Source organism: Paenibacillus sp. Y5S-9, from assembly GCF_036894235.1.
Lineage (GTDB): Bacteria > Bacillota > Bacilli > Paenibacillales > Paenibacillaceae > Paenibacillus.
This window is the reverse complement of sequence record NZ_CP145887.1, coordinates 1977728-1995968: the sequence shown is the minus strand read 5'-3', so window position 1 is coordinate 1995968 and position 18241 is coordinate 1977728. Positions and strand designations below refer to the sequence as shown.

16 protein-coding genes and 1 riboswitch are annotated in these 18241 nt (G+C 45.9%); of the genes, 5 read left to right on the top strand and 11 right to left on the bottom strand.

What is annotated here, in order from left to right; all coding sequences use genetic code 11:
- Position 1: 1 nt before the first annotated feature.
- The 5 genes from liaF to V6669_RS08950 all read right to left on the bottom strand — a co-directional run bounded on the left by liaF (position 2) and on the right by V6669_RS08950 (position 5818).
- Positions 2-1030, bottom strand: coding sequence for a cell wall-active antibiotics response protein LiaF (gene liaF, locus V6669_RS08970; RefSeq protein WP_338592995.1), 1029 nt, complete (start codon positions 1028-1030; stop codon positions 2-4).
- A 197-nt stretch (positions 1031-1227) separates the two neighbouring features.
- Complete coding sequence (locus tag V6669_RS08965; RefSeq protein ID WP_338592993.1) at positions 1228-1443, bottom strand: hypothetical protein; 216 nt, start codon at positions 1441-1443, stop codon at positions 1228-1230.
- A gap of 111 nt (positions 1444-1554) precedes the next feature.
- Positions 1555-2346 (bottom strand): 3D domain-containing protein, encoded by a 792-nt coding sequence (locus tag V6669_RS08960; RefSeq protein WP_338592991.1) that lies wholly within the window; start codon positions 2344-2346, stop codon positions 1555-1557.
- A 175-nt stretch (positions 2347-2521) separates the two neighbouring features.
- Positions 2522-4459: a threonine--tRNA ligase gene (gene thrS / locus V6669_RS08955; protein WP_253432841.1), complete on the bottom strand. Its 1938-nt coding sequence runs from the start codon at positions 4457-4459 to the stop codon at positions 2522-2524.
- Between the two features lie 414 nt (positions 4460-4873).
- Positions 4874-5818, bottom strand: coding sequence for a putative sporulation protein YtxC (locus V6669_RS08950; RefSeq protein ID WP_338592988.1), 945 nt, complete (start codon positions 5816-5818; stop codon positions 4874-4876).
- A gap of 180 nt (positions 5819-5998) precedes the next feature.
- Between V6669_RS08950 and V6669_RS08945 the strand changes: the two genes are divergently transcribed.
- From V6669_RS08945 to V6669_RS08930, 4 genes are all read left to right on the top strand, one after another.
- A complete protein-coding gene (locus V6669_RS08945) occupies positions 5999-6403 on the top strand; it encodes a hypothetical protein (protein WP_338592986.1) in 405 nt (134 codons plus the stop codon).
- A 293-nt stretch (positions 6404-6696) separates the two neighbouring features.
- Positions 6697-7191, top strand: a complete 495-nt coding sequence (locus V6669_RS08940; RefSeq protein WP_036610059.1) for a cation:proton antiporter regulatory subunit — start codon at positions 6697-6699, stop codon at positions 7189-7191.
- A 4-nt stretch (positions 7192-7195) separates the two neighbouring features.
- Positions 7196-8434, top strand: coding sequence for a cation:proton antiporter (locus tag V6669_RS08935; protein WP_076289901.1), 1239 nt, complete (start codon positions 7196-7198; stop codon positions 8432-8434).
- 111 nt (positions 8435-8545) lie between these two features.
- Positions 8546-9451, top strand: coding sequence for a YitT family protein (locus V6669_RS08930; RefSeq protein WP_338592979.1), 906 nt, complete (start codon positions 8546-8548; stop codon positions 9449-9451).
- Positions 9452-9535: 84 nt separating this feature from the next.
- On the opposite strand, the gene V6669_RS08925 is transcribed toward V6669_RS08930, so the two are convergent.
- The 6 genes from V6669_RS08925 to metA form a co-directional block, all read right to left on the bottom strand.
- A complete protein-coding gene (locus tag V6669_RS08925; protein WP_338592977.1) occupies positions 9536-10549 on the bottom strand; it encodes a zinc-binding alcohol dehydrogenase family protein in 1014 nt (337 codons plus the stop codon).
- On the bottom strand, positions 10546-11526 hold the full coding sequence (locus tag V6669_RS08920) for an aldo/keto reductase (protein ID WP_338592975.1): 981 nt from the start codon (positions 11524-11526) through the stop codon (positions 10546-10548). Before V6669_RS08920 ends, V6669_RS08925 begins: the two co-directional genes overlap by 4 nt.
- Before the next feature lie 231 nt (positions 11527-11757).
- Complete coding sequence (gene mqnC / locus V6669_RS08915) at positions 11758-12894, bottom strand: cyclic dehypoxanthinyl futalosine synthase (RefSeq protein WP_124113707.1); 1137 nt, start codon at positions 12892-12894, stop codon at positions 11758-11760.
- A gap of 241 nt (positions 12895-13135) precedes the next feature.
- The gene (locus V6669_RS08910) at positions 13136-14308 is read right to left on the bottom strand and encodes an aminotransferase class I/II-fold pyridoxal phosphate-dependent enzyme (protein ID WP_036669808.1); all 1173 of its coding nucleotides are present in this window, start codon (positions 14306-14308) and stop codon (positions 13136-13138) included.
- A complete protein-coding gene (locus V6669_RS08905; protein WP_253432814.1) occupies positions 14305-15492 on the bottom strand; it encodes a PLP-dependent transferase in 1188 nt (395 codons plus the stop codon). Before V6669_RS08905 ends, V6669_RS08910 begins: the two co-directional genes overlap by 4 nt.
- Before the next feature lie 24 nt (positions 15493-15516).
- Entirely contained in the window at positions 15517-16434 is a 918-nt protein-coding gene (metA, locus tag V6669_RS08900; RefSeq protein WP_076209189.1) for a homoserine O-succinyltransferase, read from the bottom strand.
- 236 nt (positions 16435-16670) lie between these two features.
- Positions 16671-16794: riboswitch (SAM riboswitch) on the bottom strand.
- A gap of 451 nt (positions 16795-17245) precedes the next feature.
- On the opposite strand from metA, the gene corA reads away from it, so the two are divergent.
- On the top strand, positions 17246-18181 hold the full coding sequence (corA, locus tag V6669_RS08895; protein ID WP_062833460.1) for a magnesium/cobalt transporter CorA: 936 nt from the start codon (positions 17246-17248) through the stop codon (positions 18179-18181).
- The last annotated feature ends 60 nt before the right edge of the window (positions 18182-18241 follow it).

The window sequence follows — 18241 nt, the reverse complement described above, 5'->3', positions numbered from 1 at the left end:
GTTAACCCACCTTATTCACTTTGACGTCTCCGATAAACACACTTACAATAATGCGTACCTTTTTGCTTGCTTCACGATAATGAGCCGTTTCAGCTTGAGCACTACTCAGGAATCCGCCGCGTTTCTGGTTCAACAGTGACATATCTCCAATGAAGGAATTTGTCGTCACCGTCACACCCAGATCCATATCTTCTGGAACAAATACTTTCACATCCCCAATAAATGAAGAAATGACAATCTTCGTCTCCCCATAAGGAATCTGTGCCTTGGTCAAATCAATTACAGTATCTCCAATAAAAGCCGAGATGTTCATTGGTTTCAACGAGAACACTTCCTGCCCCATGTACAGATCCCCGATGAACGCCGATTTGTTAATGGTATTGCCACTGCCATAATCCCCATAACCATTTCCGTAGCCATCATCATAATGTTCTCCATATCCGGTATCGTTAGAGTTATACGATTGATGTTTCTTCTTATATTGATGCCCTTGTGATGATGAATCCGTTGATCCTGTGAAATGAGGGCCATGTGCATCGTTCTTCTGTTCCTGTTTTGGTTTGCCAAATGTTTTCTCGAACTGTTCGTCAAACGACGACGGCATCTCCAGATCCTCAGGGGACAACGGTTTATAAGGTTGCTCAGGTGCTGGAGGTGGCTGCATCTTGTCATGATGTTTCCGATCACGACGTCGTGGCCCAATCAGTACAAACAATCCTCCGCCAATCAGCATAACCGGGATCAGATAACGAATGAACTCCCCCATGGAGTAATCAATCCATCCCAGGTTACGGGCAAGAAAGTAACCACCAATCGCCAGTACAATTACCGGTCCAATAAAGGCGTAACCCCCGTTGCGACGAATCTCGGAGATTCCTTTGACCCCCCACCAGATTAGAAATAACGGCCAATATGTTCTGAAAATATATCCTACATCAATGTCATATCCCAATTGTCTGAACAAGATCATCGCACCAATAGCAATAAGAGGTATGCCAACCCACCAGCGGTCACGCGTCGATCGTTTCATCGCTCATGTCTCCTTTGTCTGTATTATGTATCCAGTGTAACTCAGACAAGACAATGAGAACAGCGGCGGCAGGTGGAATTCATCTCGGTCTCGAGACTGAGATCAGAGGTTATTAATGTAAAAAACTTCGCATATGTAAAACACCCCGGAGCTGCTGCTCCAGGGTGCTGAATCATCATTGATTAATGAATCTTCAATTATTTTTTGTATTTTGATGCTTTGCCTTGACCTTGGCTAGTTTGGCCTGTGTTTTCTACACCGAACTCGGCATTGTATTTTTCATCAGGTGTTTGGAAATTATCTTGTACTTTGTTTTGAGCGGATTGCTTCACTTTTGCTGCTGCATTCTCTTCTCCAAACTCTGCATTGTACTTCTCGTTTGGCGTTTGGTACCCTTGTGATTTTTTAGCCACAACGAATCACCTCTCTCTTCATATTTACGATGCATTGCTGCACCGCGGGGTTCGTCCCCAGTCAATATTATGTGGAGAGAGCACTTCTGTTATTCATGTTCACATGTGAAATTAAATGGCCTTGTCCAACCAGGAATCCGGTACGGATTTGTACACGTCGATTGCATCGGCTAACTCGCTGAGCATCTTCTCTGTACACTTTCCAGCGCCTTGCCTGATCACCTGTACCTCCACATCCTTTTTGCCCCACTCTTTGTACACTTGCTTGGTTGTCGGGAAATACAGATCGATTTTATTACCTTTGATCGCTGAACCCGTATCTGCAACAATTCCGTAACCATAGCCCGGAATGTACAGAATGGAACCCATTGGGAATAATTTTGGATCAGCTGCAATCGTGGAAACTGTTTCTTTATCACGACGTACTTTGACACCGGAATACGTAATTCCGTATTGAGGATGTTTTGGTCCTTTTCCTGTAGACTCCACACCTGCCGTATATCCCGTTGCTGTAACCTTTTGTGTACCCAGGATTTGTTCTGAACGCGGAGCAAGCACCGGCATAGACGGATCTGCCACTTGTTTCTCTGGAAGCTCAGGTCTTGGAATGACCATTGGTTGTGGTGACCACAATAAAGCCATATACACCATGGTTGTCAGCTGGGCCTCATCGCTGTATTGATGGCTGACCTGTTCCGGAAATTCTTGATCAGACTTGCTCGAAGTTTCAATCATCAGACCTTCACTGCCGCTGCTCTGACTCTCGACATGCAGTACTGTACTTTCCTCTTCAAATGTATAGGCATTCGCCTGATTCAGGTTAATCATCATCCCGGCGAACATCACACAGCCAACCAATAAACCCCGTATATGTTTCTTTTGAATTGAGAATTGCTTTTTCATTGTATAACCTCCCCCTCACTGCAAAGGTTTTCCAAAAAGCAATTAATCTATACTTTTTACTGCAAACACTACGAAAAAACGCCTGGATAACATAGGTCAATCCCATGTTATCCAGGCGTTATGCAGATGATCAGCGCAGCTTATGCGCTGGTTATCTGATAGATTATTTGTTCATTTATACCAAACGTGTTGCAATTTCTTCTTTCAATTGAGCAATAATTTCATCAACCGGTTTCATGCCCAGATCGCCTTCTCCACGCTTACGCACGGATACTGCTTCTGCATTGCGCTCATTCTCACCAACAACAAACATATAAGGCATTTTCTCAAGCTGCGCCTCACGGATTTTATATCCAAGCTTCTCATTCCGCAGATCAGCTTCAGCAGAGATTCCCGCACGTTTCAGCTTCGCTTCCACTTCACGCGCATAATCGTCGAAGTTTCCGGATACCGGAATCACTTTTGCCTGAACCGGAGACAACCACAATGGGAAAGCTCCTGCAAAGTTCTCCAGCAAGAATGCTGTGAAACGTTCCATTGTACTAATTACACCGCGGTGAATAACGACCGGACGATGTTTCTGTCCGTCATCTCCCACATATTCAAGTTCAAAGCGCTCAGGCAACAGGAAGTCCAGTTGAACTGTAGACAATGTCTCTTCTTTGCCCAGGGCTGTTTTGATCTGCACATCCAGCTTCGGACCGTAGAACGCCGCTTCACCTTCAGCTTCATAGAAAGGAAGGTCAAGTTCTTCCACAACTTCACGCAGCATGCGTTGGGACATCTCCCACATTTCGTCGTTCTGGAAGTATTTCTCGGTATCCTTCGGATCGCGATAGGACAGACGGAAACGATATTCGTTGATACCAAAATCCTTGTACACGGTTTGAATCAACTCGATAACACGAGCGAACTCTTCTTTGATCTGATCCGGGCGAGCAAAAATGTGTGAGTCGTTCAGTGTCATTGCACGTACACGGTGCAGACCTGTTAACGCCCCCGACATTTCATAACGGTGCATCATGCCAAGCTCCGCAATCCGGATTGGCAGATCACGGTAGCTGTGCATGCTGGACTTGTACACCATCATATGGTGAGGACAGTTCATTGGACGGAGAACAAGTTCCTCGTTATCCATTACCATTTTCGGGAACATATCTTCCTGGTAGTGCTCCCAGTGTCCAGATGTTTTGTACAATTCCACGTTACCAAGAACTGGTGTGTATACATGCTGGTATCCCAGGCTTTCTTCCAGATCCACAATATAACGCTCCAGAGTACGGCGCAGCTTTGCACCGTTAGGCAACCAGATTGGCAAGCCTTGACCGACCAGTTGGGAGAATGTGAACATTTCCAGCTCTTTACCCAACTTACGGTGATCCCGTTTGCGAGCTTCTTCGAGGAAGTGCAAATGCTCGTCCAGCTGTGCTTTTTTCACAAAAGCCGTACCATAGATACGTTGAAGCATTTTGTTTTTGCTATCTCCACGCCAGTAAGCACCAGCAACATTCATCAGTTTGAACACTTTGATTTTGCTAGTTGATGGTACGTGAGGTCCACGACACAAGTCGAAGAATTCACCTTGCTCATAAATCGTGATCACGCTGTCCGCTGGCAAATCACGAATCAACTCAAGCTTGTAAGGATCGCCCACTTCTTCAAACGTTTTGATCGCGTCCTCGCGGCTAACTTCCTTACGTACAATTGGCAAGTTCTCGTTTACAATACGTTCCATTTCCTTCTCGATCTTTTGCAGATCTTCAGGGTTGAGCGCATGTTCGAGGTCCATATCATAGTAGAAACCATCTTCGATGACAGGGCCAATACCGAGGCGCACCTCTTGGTTACCATATAAACGTTTCACTGCTTGAGCCATCAAGTGAGCTGTACTATGACGCATCACTTCAAGTCCTTCTGGTGAATCCAGAGTTACGATCTCCACCAATGCTCCTTCGTGAAGTGTTGTGGACAAGTCCACCACGATACCATCCAGCTTGCCGGCTACGGCATTTTTGCGCAATCCGCTGCTAATCGAAGCGGCTACGTCCTCAATGGTGCTGCCATCCGCGTACTCACGTACCGAACCATCCGGTAATTTAATGTTCACTGCCATTTGTCTCATTCCTCCTGTTAATGTAACCTTCACATCCAAATGTTCTTGGACTGATTATCTATTGCTATTCCAGTCATTTTGCAAAGGAACGCAAAAAACACCCGTCCCGGCAAAGGGACGAGTGTTATATACTCGTGGTTCCACCCTAATTCAGCTGATTCATCCTATTCGGAAATGCAGCCCTCATTGGCATGACGATAACGGGCATGACCCGGCAGATCCTTACTCGCGGATAATCCCCAATAAAGGCGATATTCTAACTCCACTTTCAAAATTGCAGCTACAAAGGGGTAAACCATACGTGATATCCGGAGGAAATTTCAGCCTAGGTTCCTCTCTCTGCACTGATCTATCGTGTGGTCATTGTCTTTGTCAACGCTTTTGGTTCAATGGTTCACATGAAAAATTCATGGATCAACAGTTATTATAATTGCCGAGATCACTTGCGTCAAGACCTGTCAACAATCCTGAGCGCAGCACTTCGCATTCCGGGCAATGATGACATATTTGCACTTTGTCTTCAAAGATCTGGCATATGGTCGAGATGATTGGCAGATCCGGGGTACGTGTATGAAGCATGACTTTCTCAGGAGAGATCGAGATGAGTGTACTTACAATCATATCTTCAATATCCATCTCCAGTTCCAGACCCGGCATTTCCACAACAACCTGTTCATCCTTTTGTACGGGTAACAGATTAAGTCCAGCATCCAGCACCTGAAATTCATGCATTCCCTTGTGTACAAGATGGACCAGAGGTACTTTGGCTTCTTGAAAAAACACAAAATATTTTAACAGCCCCATAAACTCTTCATACTGCCGATCCATCCAGAACTCATCCAGCGCATACTCCACTAATTCCTGAAGCTCCTGCTTATATGGCCGTATGCGGAAGTTGGTAATGCCTTCAAGGTGAAAAAAGTGAACATCCTCCAGATCCTGCCGTAGTCCACTGGCTAATGTAGTACGGCGGCGCTCCCGAAGTCCCGGCTGATCCAGATCACCATTTAATAGAAGGGGCATGCAGATTCGATTGACCTTCTCCACCTCATGCTCATCCATGACAGAACATGCCTTGGCAATCATATCCTCTACCATGTTCCGTTCTTGTGTCTCCATAATGAAGTCGGCGAGTCCAAGGGAGAGCAGATCACTGATCCGGGGAAGCCATTGCTGGAAGTCTTCGTGATTCTCATTCCCTCTGCACACCCAGATTGCTCTTCCATCATTATGTTTGAAGGTGAGCCGAAATCCTCTTTTACTTATATGTAAACCTTTGGTTTTTTCCTTGACACAACGATAAAATTGGTCCGCTTCCTCTTGCCCCGATACATCGGTCCATACAGCAAACAGTTCCACAAGAATCACTCCTTTCCTTCCTGTTCAAAGTATATGGCAAGGCCGATGGGGATATACGAAGCGGATTGATGGAAAGCGTGTCATGATTTCTCAGTATATTATGAAGAGGTTTGGAGTTAAGACAAAAATGTGTTATTATTTTAATAACAGTATGTTTCACGGAAAAGGAGGGAAGCCAAAATGAGACAACAACCTAGAATACTCCACTACACTATCATTATCATTTTGTGCGTTTTCCAAGCCTTGTGCTTCCCTATTCCGATGCAGTCCGAATCTGCCGTTGGGGTGTCTGTTGACGCAACTTCCAACAAGGAAGTGCTGTTGCAAATACCCGAATCCCAGCAGAAACCTGTCATTCGCAAATACCCACAAGTTATGTCCAAGCTGATTGCGGTTACGCATAATAAGCCTGTCTTTCTTGTCCTCGCATTGTTATTGATGCTGCGAATCCCTACAACGGGTCTGTCCTTTAAACCGTGGTATTGTCTGTTTAAACGCAGATTATTTCTGCTACCTATTAAGTTTACCAGCATGTATGTATCCCTCACCCCTATAGCGCCAAAATACGTGAACGCTCTTCACTAGCCGTTACACCGTATTTACAGGTTGCTTTTGCATGGAGACACCTCTGTATTTAAGACGGTGCGCTTGTGCATAACTTATAACCCTTTTAGCACACGTTAGATAAACCAATGTTTACGACAGTACCTATTTTTGTTGTACCCACATCGAAAAATTCAAATCATATGGCTGTGTCAGGAATTTCTGGCTCTGTTTACCCGCATCTTTTGATGTTCCTTTGAGCAGCAGATTTATCATTTTCGGGAAATAAGCCTGTCTTCTGTGGCCAGCCCCTAATTATAAGGAGGCAACAATCCATGGATGTACGCGAAACAGACTTGCCGGGAATCGGCAAAAAATTTCAGATTGAAACAAGCAGCGGTGATAAAATTGTCATTATTATTCACGATGACGGTCGCCGGGAAATGTACCACTTCGAGTATGATGATCCCGATCAAAGCATCTCGATGATCACACTTGACGATTACGAAGCACGACAAATTGCTGCTATTGTTGGTGGATTAACTTACAAACCAAAGCAGCTTGAAAATATTGAAGTAACGTTTGACGACCTGATTATTGAGTGGTACAAAATCGAACCTTCCTTTGGGAGTATCGGCAAATCCATCGGTGAATTGGACGTGCGTCAAAACTCTGGGGCAACGGTTATCGCCGTTGTAGAGAAAAATCACAAAAAACATATCAGCCCAGGTCCGGAGGTAGTTATCAGTGCAGAATCCACGGTGGTAGCCGTTGGCGAACGCAATCAGCAGAAACTGTTTAAATCCCTCCTCCTGACTGGAAGGGGGTAAATAGATGGATCATTTGATATTCGAAGTAGGTCTGGCCCTTGTGCTCATTGCGGCAGCCGGCCTTTTATCGGCAAAACTAAGATTTTCGGTCGTTCCGTTTTATATTCTGATCGGGATGGCCGTTGGGCCACATGCCATGAAAATCTGGCATCTGGACTTCCGTTTTATTGAGAGTCAGCCTTTTATTGAATTTATGGGTCGGATCGGTATCCTGTTCCTTCTCTTCTACCTTGGACTTGAATTCTCGGTAGGTCGTTTAATTAAATCGGGTCGCTCTATTGCAGTTGGCGGCTCGATCTACATCGGGATTAACTTTACGCTGGGATTAATATTCGGATTTATGTCCGGTTTCCCCGTTGCAGAAGCACTTATTATCGCAGGTATAACTACCATCTCTTCCAGTGCCATCGTGGCCAAGGTACTCGTCGATTTGAAACGAACGGCCAACCCGGAAACAGAGATGATACTCGGTATTATTATGTTCGAAGATGTATTCCTCGCTGTATATATCTCGATCTTGTCCGGACTTGTGCTTAGTGATTCATCCTCCATCGGAGGCGTCATCATGTCTGCACTTATTGCCCTCGGATTCATGCTTATCGTGATTATCCTTGGACGCAAAGCAACACCACTATTAAACAAATTGCTTAAAATTCGATCGAATGAGCTATTCTCTCTCGTTGTATTTGGAGCCTTGTTCCTGGTAGCCGGTTTCTCTGAAACCATTCATGTTGCCGAAGCGATTGGTGCATTACTGGTTGGACTGGTGCTTGCTGAAACAGAACACGCGAAGCGGATTGAGCACTTGATTCTGCCGTTCCGTGACTTCTTCGGAGCCATCTTCTTCTTCAGCTTTGGATTGTCCATTGATCCGTTGTCCTTGGGGGGCGAAGCCGTATGGTTAGCTCTGATTGCAGTTGTTATTACATTGTTCGGTAACTTCCTGGCAGGTATGATGGCCGGACGCAGTGCAGGACTATCACCCAAAGCATCGGCGAATATTGGATTAACCATTGTGTCACGGGGTGAATTCTCCATCATCTTGGCCAACATGGGTAAAGCAGGAGGACTGCTGCCAATGATTCAACCGTTTGCCGCACTGTATGTCCTAATTCTGGCCATTCTGGGTCCTTTATTAACCAAAGAGTCCAAACATGTATTCCGTTTATTGGATAAAATATTTAAGTTCAAAGATCCTCGGAAAAAGAAAGAAGAACCGAAGGTTCTGCAGAAAGAAGGATAATCCCTATGTCTGTGCAGAACAGACATACTATCGTACTTCGCGGCTCTACGCCGATCTTTCTGTGACTAACCCAGGGGGATGGCTCGAAAGCCGCACTAAGGAGGATGACCTATGAAAGCACCTCTGATATCGGCTAATCCGGTGCCAAACACCGCCAAGACCAGAATCTCGTCTTCCCGCCGCTGGTTAAACCTGTTACTTGTGATTGTCGGTGGAATTCTGGCCTCCGTGGGACTTGAATTGTTCTTACACCCCAATAAGATCATTATTGGAGGCATTACAGGCATTTCCTCCCTGTTCGCCCACTGGACCGAAATGAGAATTGGATTATTCCTATTTTTATTCAATGTTCCGTTTATATTTCTGTCCTACAAGATTGTGCAGAAGAAATTTGTACTGGTTACTGTTCTGGGTCTGGTTGTCTTTTCGATCGGTGCCATTGTGCTTCATCCCATGCCGCCACTTGTAGAGCATCCGCTGGCTGCCGCCATGTTTGGCGGATTATGCCTCGGACTCGGAATTGGGCTCGTCGTGCGGTATGGTGGGACACTGGATACGCTGGAAATCGGTGATCCGTCTTCCCGCCCACCTGAACATGTATTTAGCGGAAAACGGATGCTTATCGAAAAAATAATCATGCTGCTTAATTTGTTGATACTGACAGCTGCTGGTGTTGTCTTTGGTTGGGACCAAGCGATGTATTCCGTAATCGCCTATCTTATTGCTTATGAAATGGTCTACATTGCGTTCAGGGGTTTCTCTTCCAAACGCAAAGTATGCATTTTGACCACACAAAGCTCTCAAGTTGAAAAAGCTGTACGCAAACGGCTGCGCCGTGAACCTGGAACGCTGGAAGCCACTTCTGACTCAACACAACTCGCAATGGCGGAAGGATGGATCAGGCAAATCCCGGGTGCACTTTATTATGAGGTACATGTGCTGGAGATGATCTGGTTGAAGTCCATTGTGCGTCACATTGATCCACATGCGGGTATTGTGACAAATCCGGAAAAATAAAAAAACGCTCTCTTACCCTATGGATGGACAGTATTGTCCAACAAGGTTAGAGAGCGTTTTTTCTGTTTTTATAATTAATTGATATTATAGTTCAACGATGGCTTTGACTACATGTGAATCTGGCAATAGCCATTGGTCTATTGCAGTAGGTAACTCATCAAATTCCACTCGGTGTGTGATATACCCATCCATACTTAATTTCTTTTGACGCAAGGTGGACAGGACCTGTTCAAAATCTTCACGGGTTGCGTTTCGACTGCCCAGGATACTCATTTCCCGCTTGTGAAACTCAGGATCATGAAAGGTAATATCCGCTTTCACCAGTCCTACAAAAATGAGTTGACCACTATGCGCAACATATTGAATGGCCTCATTCATGGAATTCACGTTACCTGTTGCATCGAAGACAGCTGTAGCATAGTCGCCTCCCGTGATTTCAGCCACTTGTTGTACAGTATGTTCATTCGCCTGTACCAGGTCATCCGCTCCAGCCCAAGTCCGGCTAAGCTCCAGCCTGTCCAGATTACGATCAACGGCAATAACACGCGCCCCCGCCTGTTTAGCGAATGCCATCACACCCAATCCAATGGGGCCAGCTCCAATCACAACCACATGCTCACCAGGTTTAATTCCTACTCTTCTGACTGCATGGGCTCCAATGCTCAATGGTTCAACCATTGCTGTCTCATCCAGTGTCAAACCTTCTGCTGAGAGCAGATGTGAGACAGGCACGCTGATTTTTTCTCTCATGCCTCCGTCTACGTGCACACCCATGACTTGCATGGACGCACAACAATTGGTTTTTCCACTGCGACATGCAATACAATGACCGCAATGCAGATACGGAATAATACTTACCTGATCCCCAGGCTGTAACCCAGCCTCGTTCGGACCGATCTCTTCAATAACAGCCGCCAGTTCATGACCGAGTACGCGAGGGTAGGTAAAGAATGGCTGATTGCCTTTGTACGCATGCAGATCCGTTCCACAGATCCCAATTCGTCGAATGGCAACCAATGCCTCCCCTTCTGCTCGTTCCGGTTGAGGCAGATCTTGCAGCTCCAAACGGTCTATTTGTTCACATACAATGGCTCTCATCCTTGTTCCCCCTTAGACGCTTCTGATGTCATGTTGTTATGCTTTGTATTATTATATTCAGGACGTCCGCTTGACCACGTCTCGTTATGCAATGGAGCCAGAATGCGCAGCACTTCATCCAGCAGATCCTGATCTATCGGTTCCTCTATCCAGGCTGCGTTATTAACGATATTACGCTGGTTGGCACTGCTCACCAGTGTTGTCGGAATTCGTTCATTCAACGTGGAGAATTGCACGGCCAGCTTGGCAATGTCACTGCCTTGTTCTGCACAGAAGCGGGCAGCCTTCAGGCAGAGCTCTTTCACCCGATTGTCTGCCGGATGCCAGGCAGGAGCCCCTCGGGTACTCAACAAGCCCATAGAAAGAGGCGAAGCATTCACAAGGCCAATTTCTTTTTTTTCCAACAGCGGTAACAGCGATAACAATGAAGTATCATTTAATGAATAATGACAATACGAGATGATCGCATCGGCATCGATCTGTGGCAGAACCTTCTCGAACAACGGCAAGGGCAATCCACAAATGCCCGCATGACGAATAACTCCCTGCTCTTTCAGACGTAGCAATGTTGGAAAAGCTTCTTCGATAATAATCTCTGCTGGCACAAATTCAATATCATGCAGAAACAGAATGTCGATATAGTCTGTATGCAGTCGATCCAGGCTCTCTTGCACGCTATCCAGAATCCGCTGACGTGAAAAATCAAACTCATTTTCCCCATACCGTCCGGCTTTGGTTGATAACATATATGAACTACGCGGCAAGCTACGGATGGCTTCACCCAACACCGTCTCTGCCTTTGTCAGTCCGTAGTAAGGCGAAACGTCTATGTAATTCATCCCCGCATCTACGGCCTCATGTACAGTGCGGATCCCTTCGTCCCGGTCAATGTCACGAAATACAGAACCGAGAGAGGATGCTCCAAAACTCAATACAGGTACGTCCAGTTCCGTCTTGCCAAGTATTCTTCTCTTCATTGGTTTACCCCTTCCAGCGTGTCTGACTACACAAGTTCCCTTTCATTGTAACAGTTCAATTTCAATATAAAATATCGCCAATTGCGTAACATGTACTGTTTGATGACCTCGAACCACAGAAAGAAATCAAAAAGCCCGCCGTCTCTCCAAACGGAGTAGTCAGCGGGCTTGGTTTCATAAATACTTATCTAACGATCAGCATTTATGGGAGTAGTATTCAAATAATCAGGATTAGTTCTGCATTACGAAATCTTCATGCACGGAATTCTCTTCGTCGAACATGCGCACGATGTCATATCGCGTGTTACGTTGTGCCGGAATATAACCGGACTCCCGAATCAAACGCAGAATGGATTCAATGTTAACTTTATATGTTGCACCAGCAGCAGATACAACGTTCTCTTCAATCATGGTGCTACCGAAGTCATTGCAGCCAAATTCAAGCGACTTCTTACCAATCTCAGGACCCATCGTTACCCAAGAGGATTGAATGTTCTTGATATTATCCAGCACCAGGCGGCTGATGGCTACAGTCTTCAAGTACTCTTCCGGAGTCTGACGCTCCAGCTTAAGGTTGGTATTGTCTGGCTGGAAAGTCCACGGAATGAACGCCAAGAAACCTTCGGAATCATACTTGTTCGCAATACATTCGTCCTGAGCTTCACGTACACGGAGCAAGTGCAATGCACGCTCTTCCATCGATTCACCAAGGCCGATAACCATTGTTGCCGTGGTGTTCATACCGATGCGGTGTGCAGTTTGCATAACGTCCATCCAATCACGCCATGAACCTTTCAAACGGCTAATCTTCCGACGTGTGCGGTCATCCAGAATTTCAGCGCCGCCACCAGGCAAGGAATCCAGTCCAGCTTCGTGAATGGCACGAACAACCTCTTCCAATGTAAGGCCATCGGATACTTCAACCATTTTCATAATCTCCGCTGGGGAGAAAGAGTGCATCGTGATGTTTGGGAAACGCTCTTTGATGGCTTTCAACAGGTCTGTATAATAGCTGAAAGGCAAGTTTGGATTCGTTCCACCTTGCATCAAAATCTCGGTACCATTCACATCTTCCGTTTCCTGAATCTTCTGGAAAATAACTTCGTCCGGAAGCACATAACCTTCATCCGAACCAGGTCTGCGGTAGAAAGCACAAAAACGGCAGTACACATCACACACGTTTGTGTAGTTGACGTTACGCCCAATTACAAATGTTCTGTATGGTTCAGGGTGCATGCGTTTCATGATGACATTAGCAGCTGCCCCGATTTTGTCCACTTCATTGGATTCAAATAGCTGAATCGTGTCTTCCAAGTCCAAACGTTCGCCCCGAAGGGCTTTATCTAAGATACGGTCTACCGTACTCATCGTAAAAAAGCCTCCCTCATGAAGAGAAATTATATAACGATCCGTCCCAACTTGTTCAAGAGAAGCAAGTTCTGGTGGCAACATCGTATTTCTGTACTCCACATATCGTAACACAGGTTACATGTGAAAAAAAGCACCTTATGTTCAGGTGCTTTAAAAATAAGTAAAAATTTTTACATATGGAATGGAATTTATTCGAACTTAAGTGATACGGGTCGGCGTATTCGGGCATCCTCTTTTGCTAGGATTCCTGAAGTGCTTGCTCCAAATCTACAATGAGATCTTCGATATCTTCCAGACCTACGGAGAAGCGCAGCAACCCGTCTGTAATGCCACGGTCACGGCGAACCTCAGCTGGCATTGCCGCATGAGACATCATGGCTGGGTAGGACAGAATACTCTCCACAGCTCCCAAGCTTACAGCAACAATGGGTAGCTTCACCCGGTTAAGAACTGCTTTTGCGCGATCGCCTGAACCGACGTCAAATGAAACGACAGCTCCATATCCTGTGGACTGGCGCTCATGTGCCTCACGGCCCGGATGATCCTCCAGTCCAGGATAAAAGACAGCGGTAATATCACTACGCTCATTAAGCCATGCCGCAAGTTTAGCTGTGCTCCGTTCACTATGAGCCATGCGAGCCCCCAAGGTTTTCATCCCGCGCATCAGAAGCCAGGATTCTTGTGCCCCGAGTACAGTTCCAAGTCCATTTTGTAACTGTTTCAGTTGTACGCCAAGTGATTCCGTGCGAGCAACGGCTAACCCTGCCAGTACATCACTATGACCTCCGAGAAACTTCGTAGCACTATGTACGACGATGTCCACACCAAGCTCAATTGGACGCTGATAGTACGGAGTCATAAAGGTGTTATCCAGAATCGTGATCAGGTCATGTTCCTTCGACCAGTCAGTTACAGCAGCGATATCCGTAATTCGCAGTGTAGGGTTGGACGGTGTTTCCATATAAACTGCCTTGGTGTTTGGCTTGAGTGCCGCTTTTACTTCATCTATATTGGTCATGTCTACAAAGGTTGTCTCGATCTGCATACGGCTTAATATGGAAGTAAGCAAACGATACGTTCCTCCATATACATCTTCCGTTACAATCATGTGATCTCCTGCGGAGAACATCATGAACACGCTGGAGATCGCCGCCATTCCCGATGAATAGGCGAATCCCCGTGCTCCGCCCTCCAGCAGTGTGATGTAATCTTCCAAAGCCTGGCGTGTCGGATTACCCGAACGACTGTAATCATGTTGAGGCGGATTGAAGATATCAAAATGATGGAAGGTTGAAGCTTGATAGATTGGTACACTGGAGGCTCCAGTTGTTTTGTCGATCTCATCACCAAAATGAAGCAATTTGGTATCAAATTTCAACTCGGAATTCGGCTTGTTGTTGGACTCACTCATGAGTGCACGCCTCCTTCAACTTCCTGTTGTGCAGCAGTAAGAGCATTGCCAAGATCTGCAATCAGATCATCCGCATGTTCAATGCCTACGGAGAACCGGAGCAGTCGATCATCCACACCTACAGCATCACGAATTTCAAGCGGAATATCCGCATGCGTTTGTACCGCTGGGTAGGTCATGAGGGATTCCACTCCACCGAGACTTTCGGCAAAAGCAATCAGTTTGATATGACGCAGCAATGGTTCAACATAACGTGCATCCTTCACTTTGAAAGAGAAGATACCTGTGTTACCCGTGGATTGTTTATTCTGCACCTCATACCCCGGATGATCCGACAGGCCTGGATGGTACACTTCACCCACCGCTGGATGCTCAAGCAAATATTTGGCAATGGTAAGCGCATTGTATTCATGACGCTCCATGCGAAGAGCCAGCGTTTTCATACCTTTCATCAACTGGTAGGAGTCACTTGGTGACAATACCGCTCCAATGGAATTATGCAGGAATGCCATCTCTGCAGATAATGCCTCACCCTTGGTTATAATTAGTCCGGCCAGCACATCATTGTGTCCGCCCAGATATTTGGTAGCGCTATGAATGATGATATCGGCACCGAGTTCAATCGGACGTTGGAAAAATGGAGTCAACAACGTGTTGTCAACAATGGTCAACAGGTTGTAACTTTTCGCCCAGGAAGCAACGGCTTCCACATCGGTGATCATCATCAGTGGATTGGTTGGTGTCTCAATGAATACAGCTTTGGTATTCGGCTGACGAACCTTCTCCAATGCTGCAAGGTCATTTGTGTCCACATAACTTGCAGTTACGCCGAAACGGGACAAGATGCGTTCAAGCAGACGATAGGTTCCACCATACAGATCCAGCGATACAATCAGATGATCCCCTTGACCAAACATGGCAAAAATCGTTTGCAGTGCGGCCATACCCGAGCTACAGGCAAACCCTGCATCACCGGACTCCAGCGCTGCAGCCGCTTCTTCCAACACTTTACGGGTTGGATTAGTTGTACGAATATAATCAAACCCCGTGCTTTGTCCAAGCTTCGGGTGGCGAAACGCAGTGGATTGATAGATCGGAAAGTTAATGGCGCCTGTTACCGGTTCATTGATGGACCCAATTTGTGCTAAGCGGCTTTCGATTTTCAACTTGTTGTTGTCTTCCATTGCTGCATCCTCCTGTAATCTCGATTAGATTTGCGGGCCAATATCGTAAGGTGTTTCTTGATACACATAGTAATTGAGCCAGTTAGAGAATAATAAGTTGGCATGAGCGCGCCAAGTAGCCGGTGGCACACGGGAAGGATCGTCATTCGGATAATAATGTCTAGGCAATGCGATATCCAACCCTTTGGCTGTATCCCTGTCATACTCCCACTTTAATGAGAACGGGTCATACTCGGCATGTCCTGTGGCAAAAATCTGTTTGCCGTCTTTGGTAGCAACCAGGAAGATCCCCGCTTCCTCGGATTCAGCCAAAATCTCTAAATTCTCATTCTTTTCAATATCTTCGCGTCTCACTTCCGTATGACGGGAATGTGGAACGTTGAATACTTCATCGAATCCACGCAACAACGGAACATGTGGTTTATTGATGGTATGCGGGAAAACGCCAAAACACTTTTCATCCAGTGCAACCTTAGGTACGTCAAAATGATGGTATAAACCTGCCTGGGAAGCCCAACATATGTGGAGGGTTGAAGTCACATTAGTTTTGGTCCATTCAAAGATCTCCTGGATTTCATTCCAATAGTTCACGTCTTCGAAATCCATCTGTTCCACCGGGGCACCCGTAATGATCATTCCATCGAAACGACGGTGCTCAATCTCATCAAAGGTTTTATAGAACAGATCCAAATACTCCTGAGACGTATTCTTCGACGTATGGGATTTGGGATGTACGAGAACGACATCCACCTGAATAGGCGTGTTTCCCACCAGACGAAGCAATTGTGTTTCGGTCGTTTCCTTTGTGGGCATCAGGTTTAATATAGCGATACGGAGTGGACGAATATCCTGCTGATATGCAGAAGTTTCATCCATGACGAAGATATTCTCTCCTTCAAGTACTTCTTTTGCTGGTAGAGTATCGGGTATTTTGATTGGCATAGTAAGTCTAACTCCTCCTTTTGCATAGATAGATGCAGCCACCCCTGGCTTGATGTCTTCACATCAATACAGGTATAGACTGCCTTGAGCTTGTAAAAACATTGAATTGCTCTTTCATCCAACGTTACAAACAACCTCAAGTTCCTTAGCGAAAATCACTGCTGAGAAGTCGGGGCATATAACAAAGACCTTCCTCGGATTTCGAGAAAGGTCATATGTAAAAAAGATATGCGCCTCTCTCATCTCTCAGTTACAACAGTGCCACTTGACACTTAGTCGCTGCAAGAATTAGCACCGTGCGGTATACCGCCGGTTGCCGGGTTTCATCGGGCCAGTCCCTCCACCTACTCTTGATAAGATTTCGCTGTATTAGATTGTAATTAGATATGGTTCACCGTCTACTTTATTACATTAATGCCCTCACGTCAAGATGCAGTTCGATGTCTGCTTCCCAGATCGGAACCGTTCATCATCCGTTGTCATACACTGCCTCAGGGCGCGAAATAGACACATTTTTGCGCTTGAAAGCACCTTGTACCAGCGGTATACTAAACAAGGTGTTATAAACCCTTATGTGAGAGGTGACATATTAAATGGATGGCGACCCGAGGCCTGACTGGCAGCCGAATTCCGACAAACTGCATAGAGAATTGACATCAGCATGCCGGCAGCGGGACGTGACTTCCGTTTGATTATATAGTGAACGCAGCCCTGATCTCCAGGCTCCGCTGCCGACCGGCTGATTTGTTCTTTTTGCGCCCATAATGATAATATCCGCCAAGTTGGCGGGTGCAGAAGGAGTAGATTGACGATGAAAATCCGGTTGGTAAACAACGGTGTATTTATTCCGGTGGACGACATTCAGCAGGCGCTGACTCCACCAGCGGAAGGATTTTACTGGATTGATGCAGACGTAGACGATTTGGCGGTACTTCAGCCGCTGTTCTTGATGCATGATCTGGCTGTGGAAGACTGTCTCAGTGACGAAGAACAACGTCCGAAGATTGAAATTTATGAGAACCATTATTTTATTGTAATTAATAGTATCCGTTTCGATGATGAAGAAATATTTCTACGTGCGGTGAACTTGTTCCTCGGCAGACATTTCATTATTAGTGTTACAAAGCAAAAGGTCAGCGAATTGCGTACACTGAAACCAATCCTGTGGGAACAGGAAATCAGTACACCGGATCGTCTGCTGTATTTGCTGGTTGACTTGATTGTTGATAATTATTTCACCGTAGGTGACCGAATTGAAGCACGGATCGAGAAGCTTGAGGAAGACATTCTGATGCACACCAAAAAGTCACATCTGAATGAAATCATCGGGCTGCGCAGTGAGATTCTGTGGCTGAAGAAAGTGCTCGGACCTCAGAAAGAGGTCATTAACACCCTGAACAAAAAAGATCTGCGTCTCATCGATGATCAACTGCAAAAGTATTTCAGTGACATCTATGAGAATGCTGTAAAAATATCTGAAACCTTTGAGACTTATCGCGACCTGATGGGCAACTTGCGAGAAGCCTACCAATCCAGTATTGCGAACCGGGCGAATGAGATCATGCGTGTATTTACCGCCATTACCACGGTCTTCATGCCGCTGACGGTCATTACCGGTATATACGGCATGAACTTTACGAATATGCCAGAGCTTAACTGGAAATACAGCTATTTTGTTGTGATTGGCCTGATGGTTACTCTGGGCCTAAGCATGTTCTTCATTTTCCGCAAGAAAGACTGGGTATGAACCCGTATGAAATAACAAAGACGAAGCGCTCCTCTTGGAGAAACGCCTCGTCTTTTTTTC

Excerpts from the sequence above, each read along its gene's own strand:
- liaF (WP_338592995.1), bottom strand. The coding sequence starts at position 1,030 with ATGAAACGATCGACGCGTGACCGCTGGTGGGTTGGCATACCTCTTATT.
- V6669_RS08960 (WP_338592991.1), bottom strand. The coding sequence starts at position 2,346 with ATGAAAAAGCAATTCTCAATTCAAAAGAAACATATACGGGGTTTATTG.
- thrS (WP_253432841.1), bottom strand. The coding sequence starts at position 4,459 with ATGGCAGTGAACATTAAATTACCGGATGGTTCGGTACGTGAGTACGCG.
- V6669_RS08945 (WP_338592986.1), top strand. The coding sequence starts at position 5,999 with ATGAGACAACAACCTAGAATACTCCACTACACTATCATTATCATTTTG.
- V6669_RS08940 (WP_036610059.1), top strand. The coding sequence starts at position 6,697 with ATGGATGTACGCGAAACAGACTTGCCGGGAATCGGCAAAAAATTTCAG.
- V6669_RS08935 (WP_076289901.1), top strand. The coding sequence starts at position 7,196 with ATGGATCATTTGATATTCGAAGTAGGTCTGGCCCTTGTGCTCATTGCG.
- V6669_RS08930 (WP_338592979.1), top strand. The coding sequence starts at position 8,546 with ATGAAAGCACCTCTGATATCGGCTAATCCGGTGCCAAACACCGCCAAG.
- V6669_RS08925 (WP_338592977.1), bottom strand. The coding sequence starts at position 10,549 with ATGAGAGCCATTGTATGTGAACAAATAGACCGTTTGGAGCTGCAAGAT.
- V6669_RS08920 (WP_338592975.1), bottom strand. The coding sequence starts at position 11,526 with ATGAAGAGAAGAATACTTGGCAAGACGGAACTGGACGTACCTGTATTG.
- mqnC (WP_124113707.1), bottom strand. The coding sequence starts at position 12,894 with ATGAGTACGGTAGACCGTATCTTAGATAAAGCCCTTCGGGGCGAACGT.
- V6669_RS08910 (WP_036669808.1), bottom strand. The coding sequence starts at position 14,308 with ATGAGTGAGTCCAACAACAAGCCGAATTCCGAGTTGAAATTTGATACC.
- V6669_RS08905 (WP_253432814.1), bottom strand. The coding sequence starts at position 15,492 with ATGGAAGACAACAACAAGTTGAAAATCGAAAGCCGCTTAGCACAAATT.
- metA (WP_076209189.1), bottom strand. The coding sequence starts at position 16,434 with ATGCCAATCAAAATACCCGATACTCTACCAGCAAAAGAAGTACTTGAA.
- corA (WP_062833460.1), top strand. The coding sequence starts at position 17,246 with ATGAAAATCCGGTTGGTAAACAACGGTGTATTTATTCCGGTGGACGAC.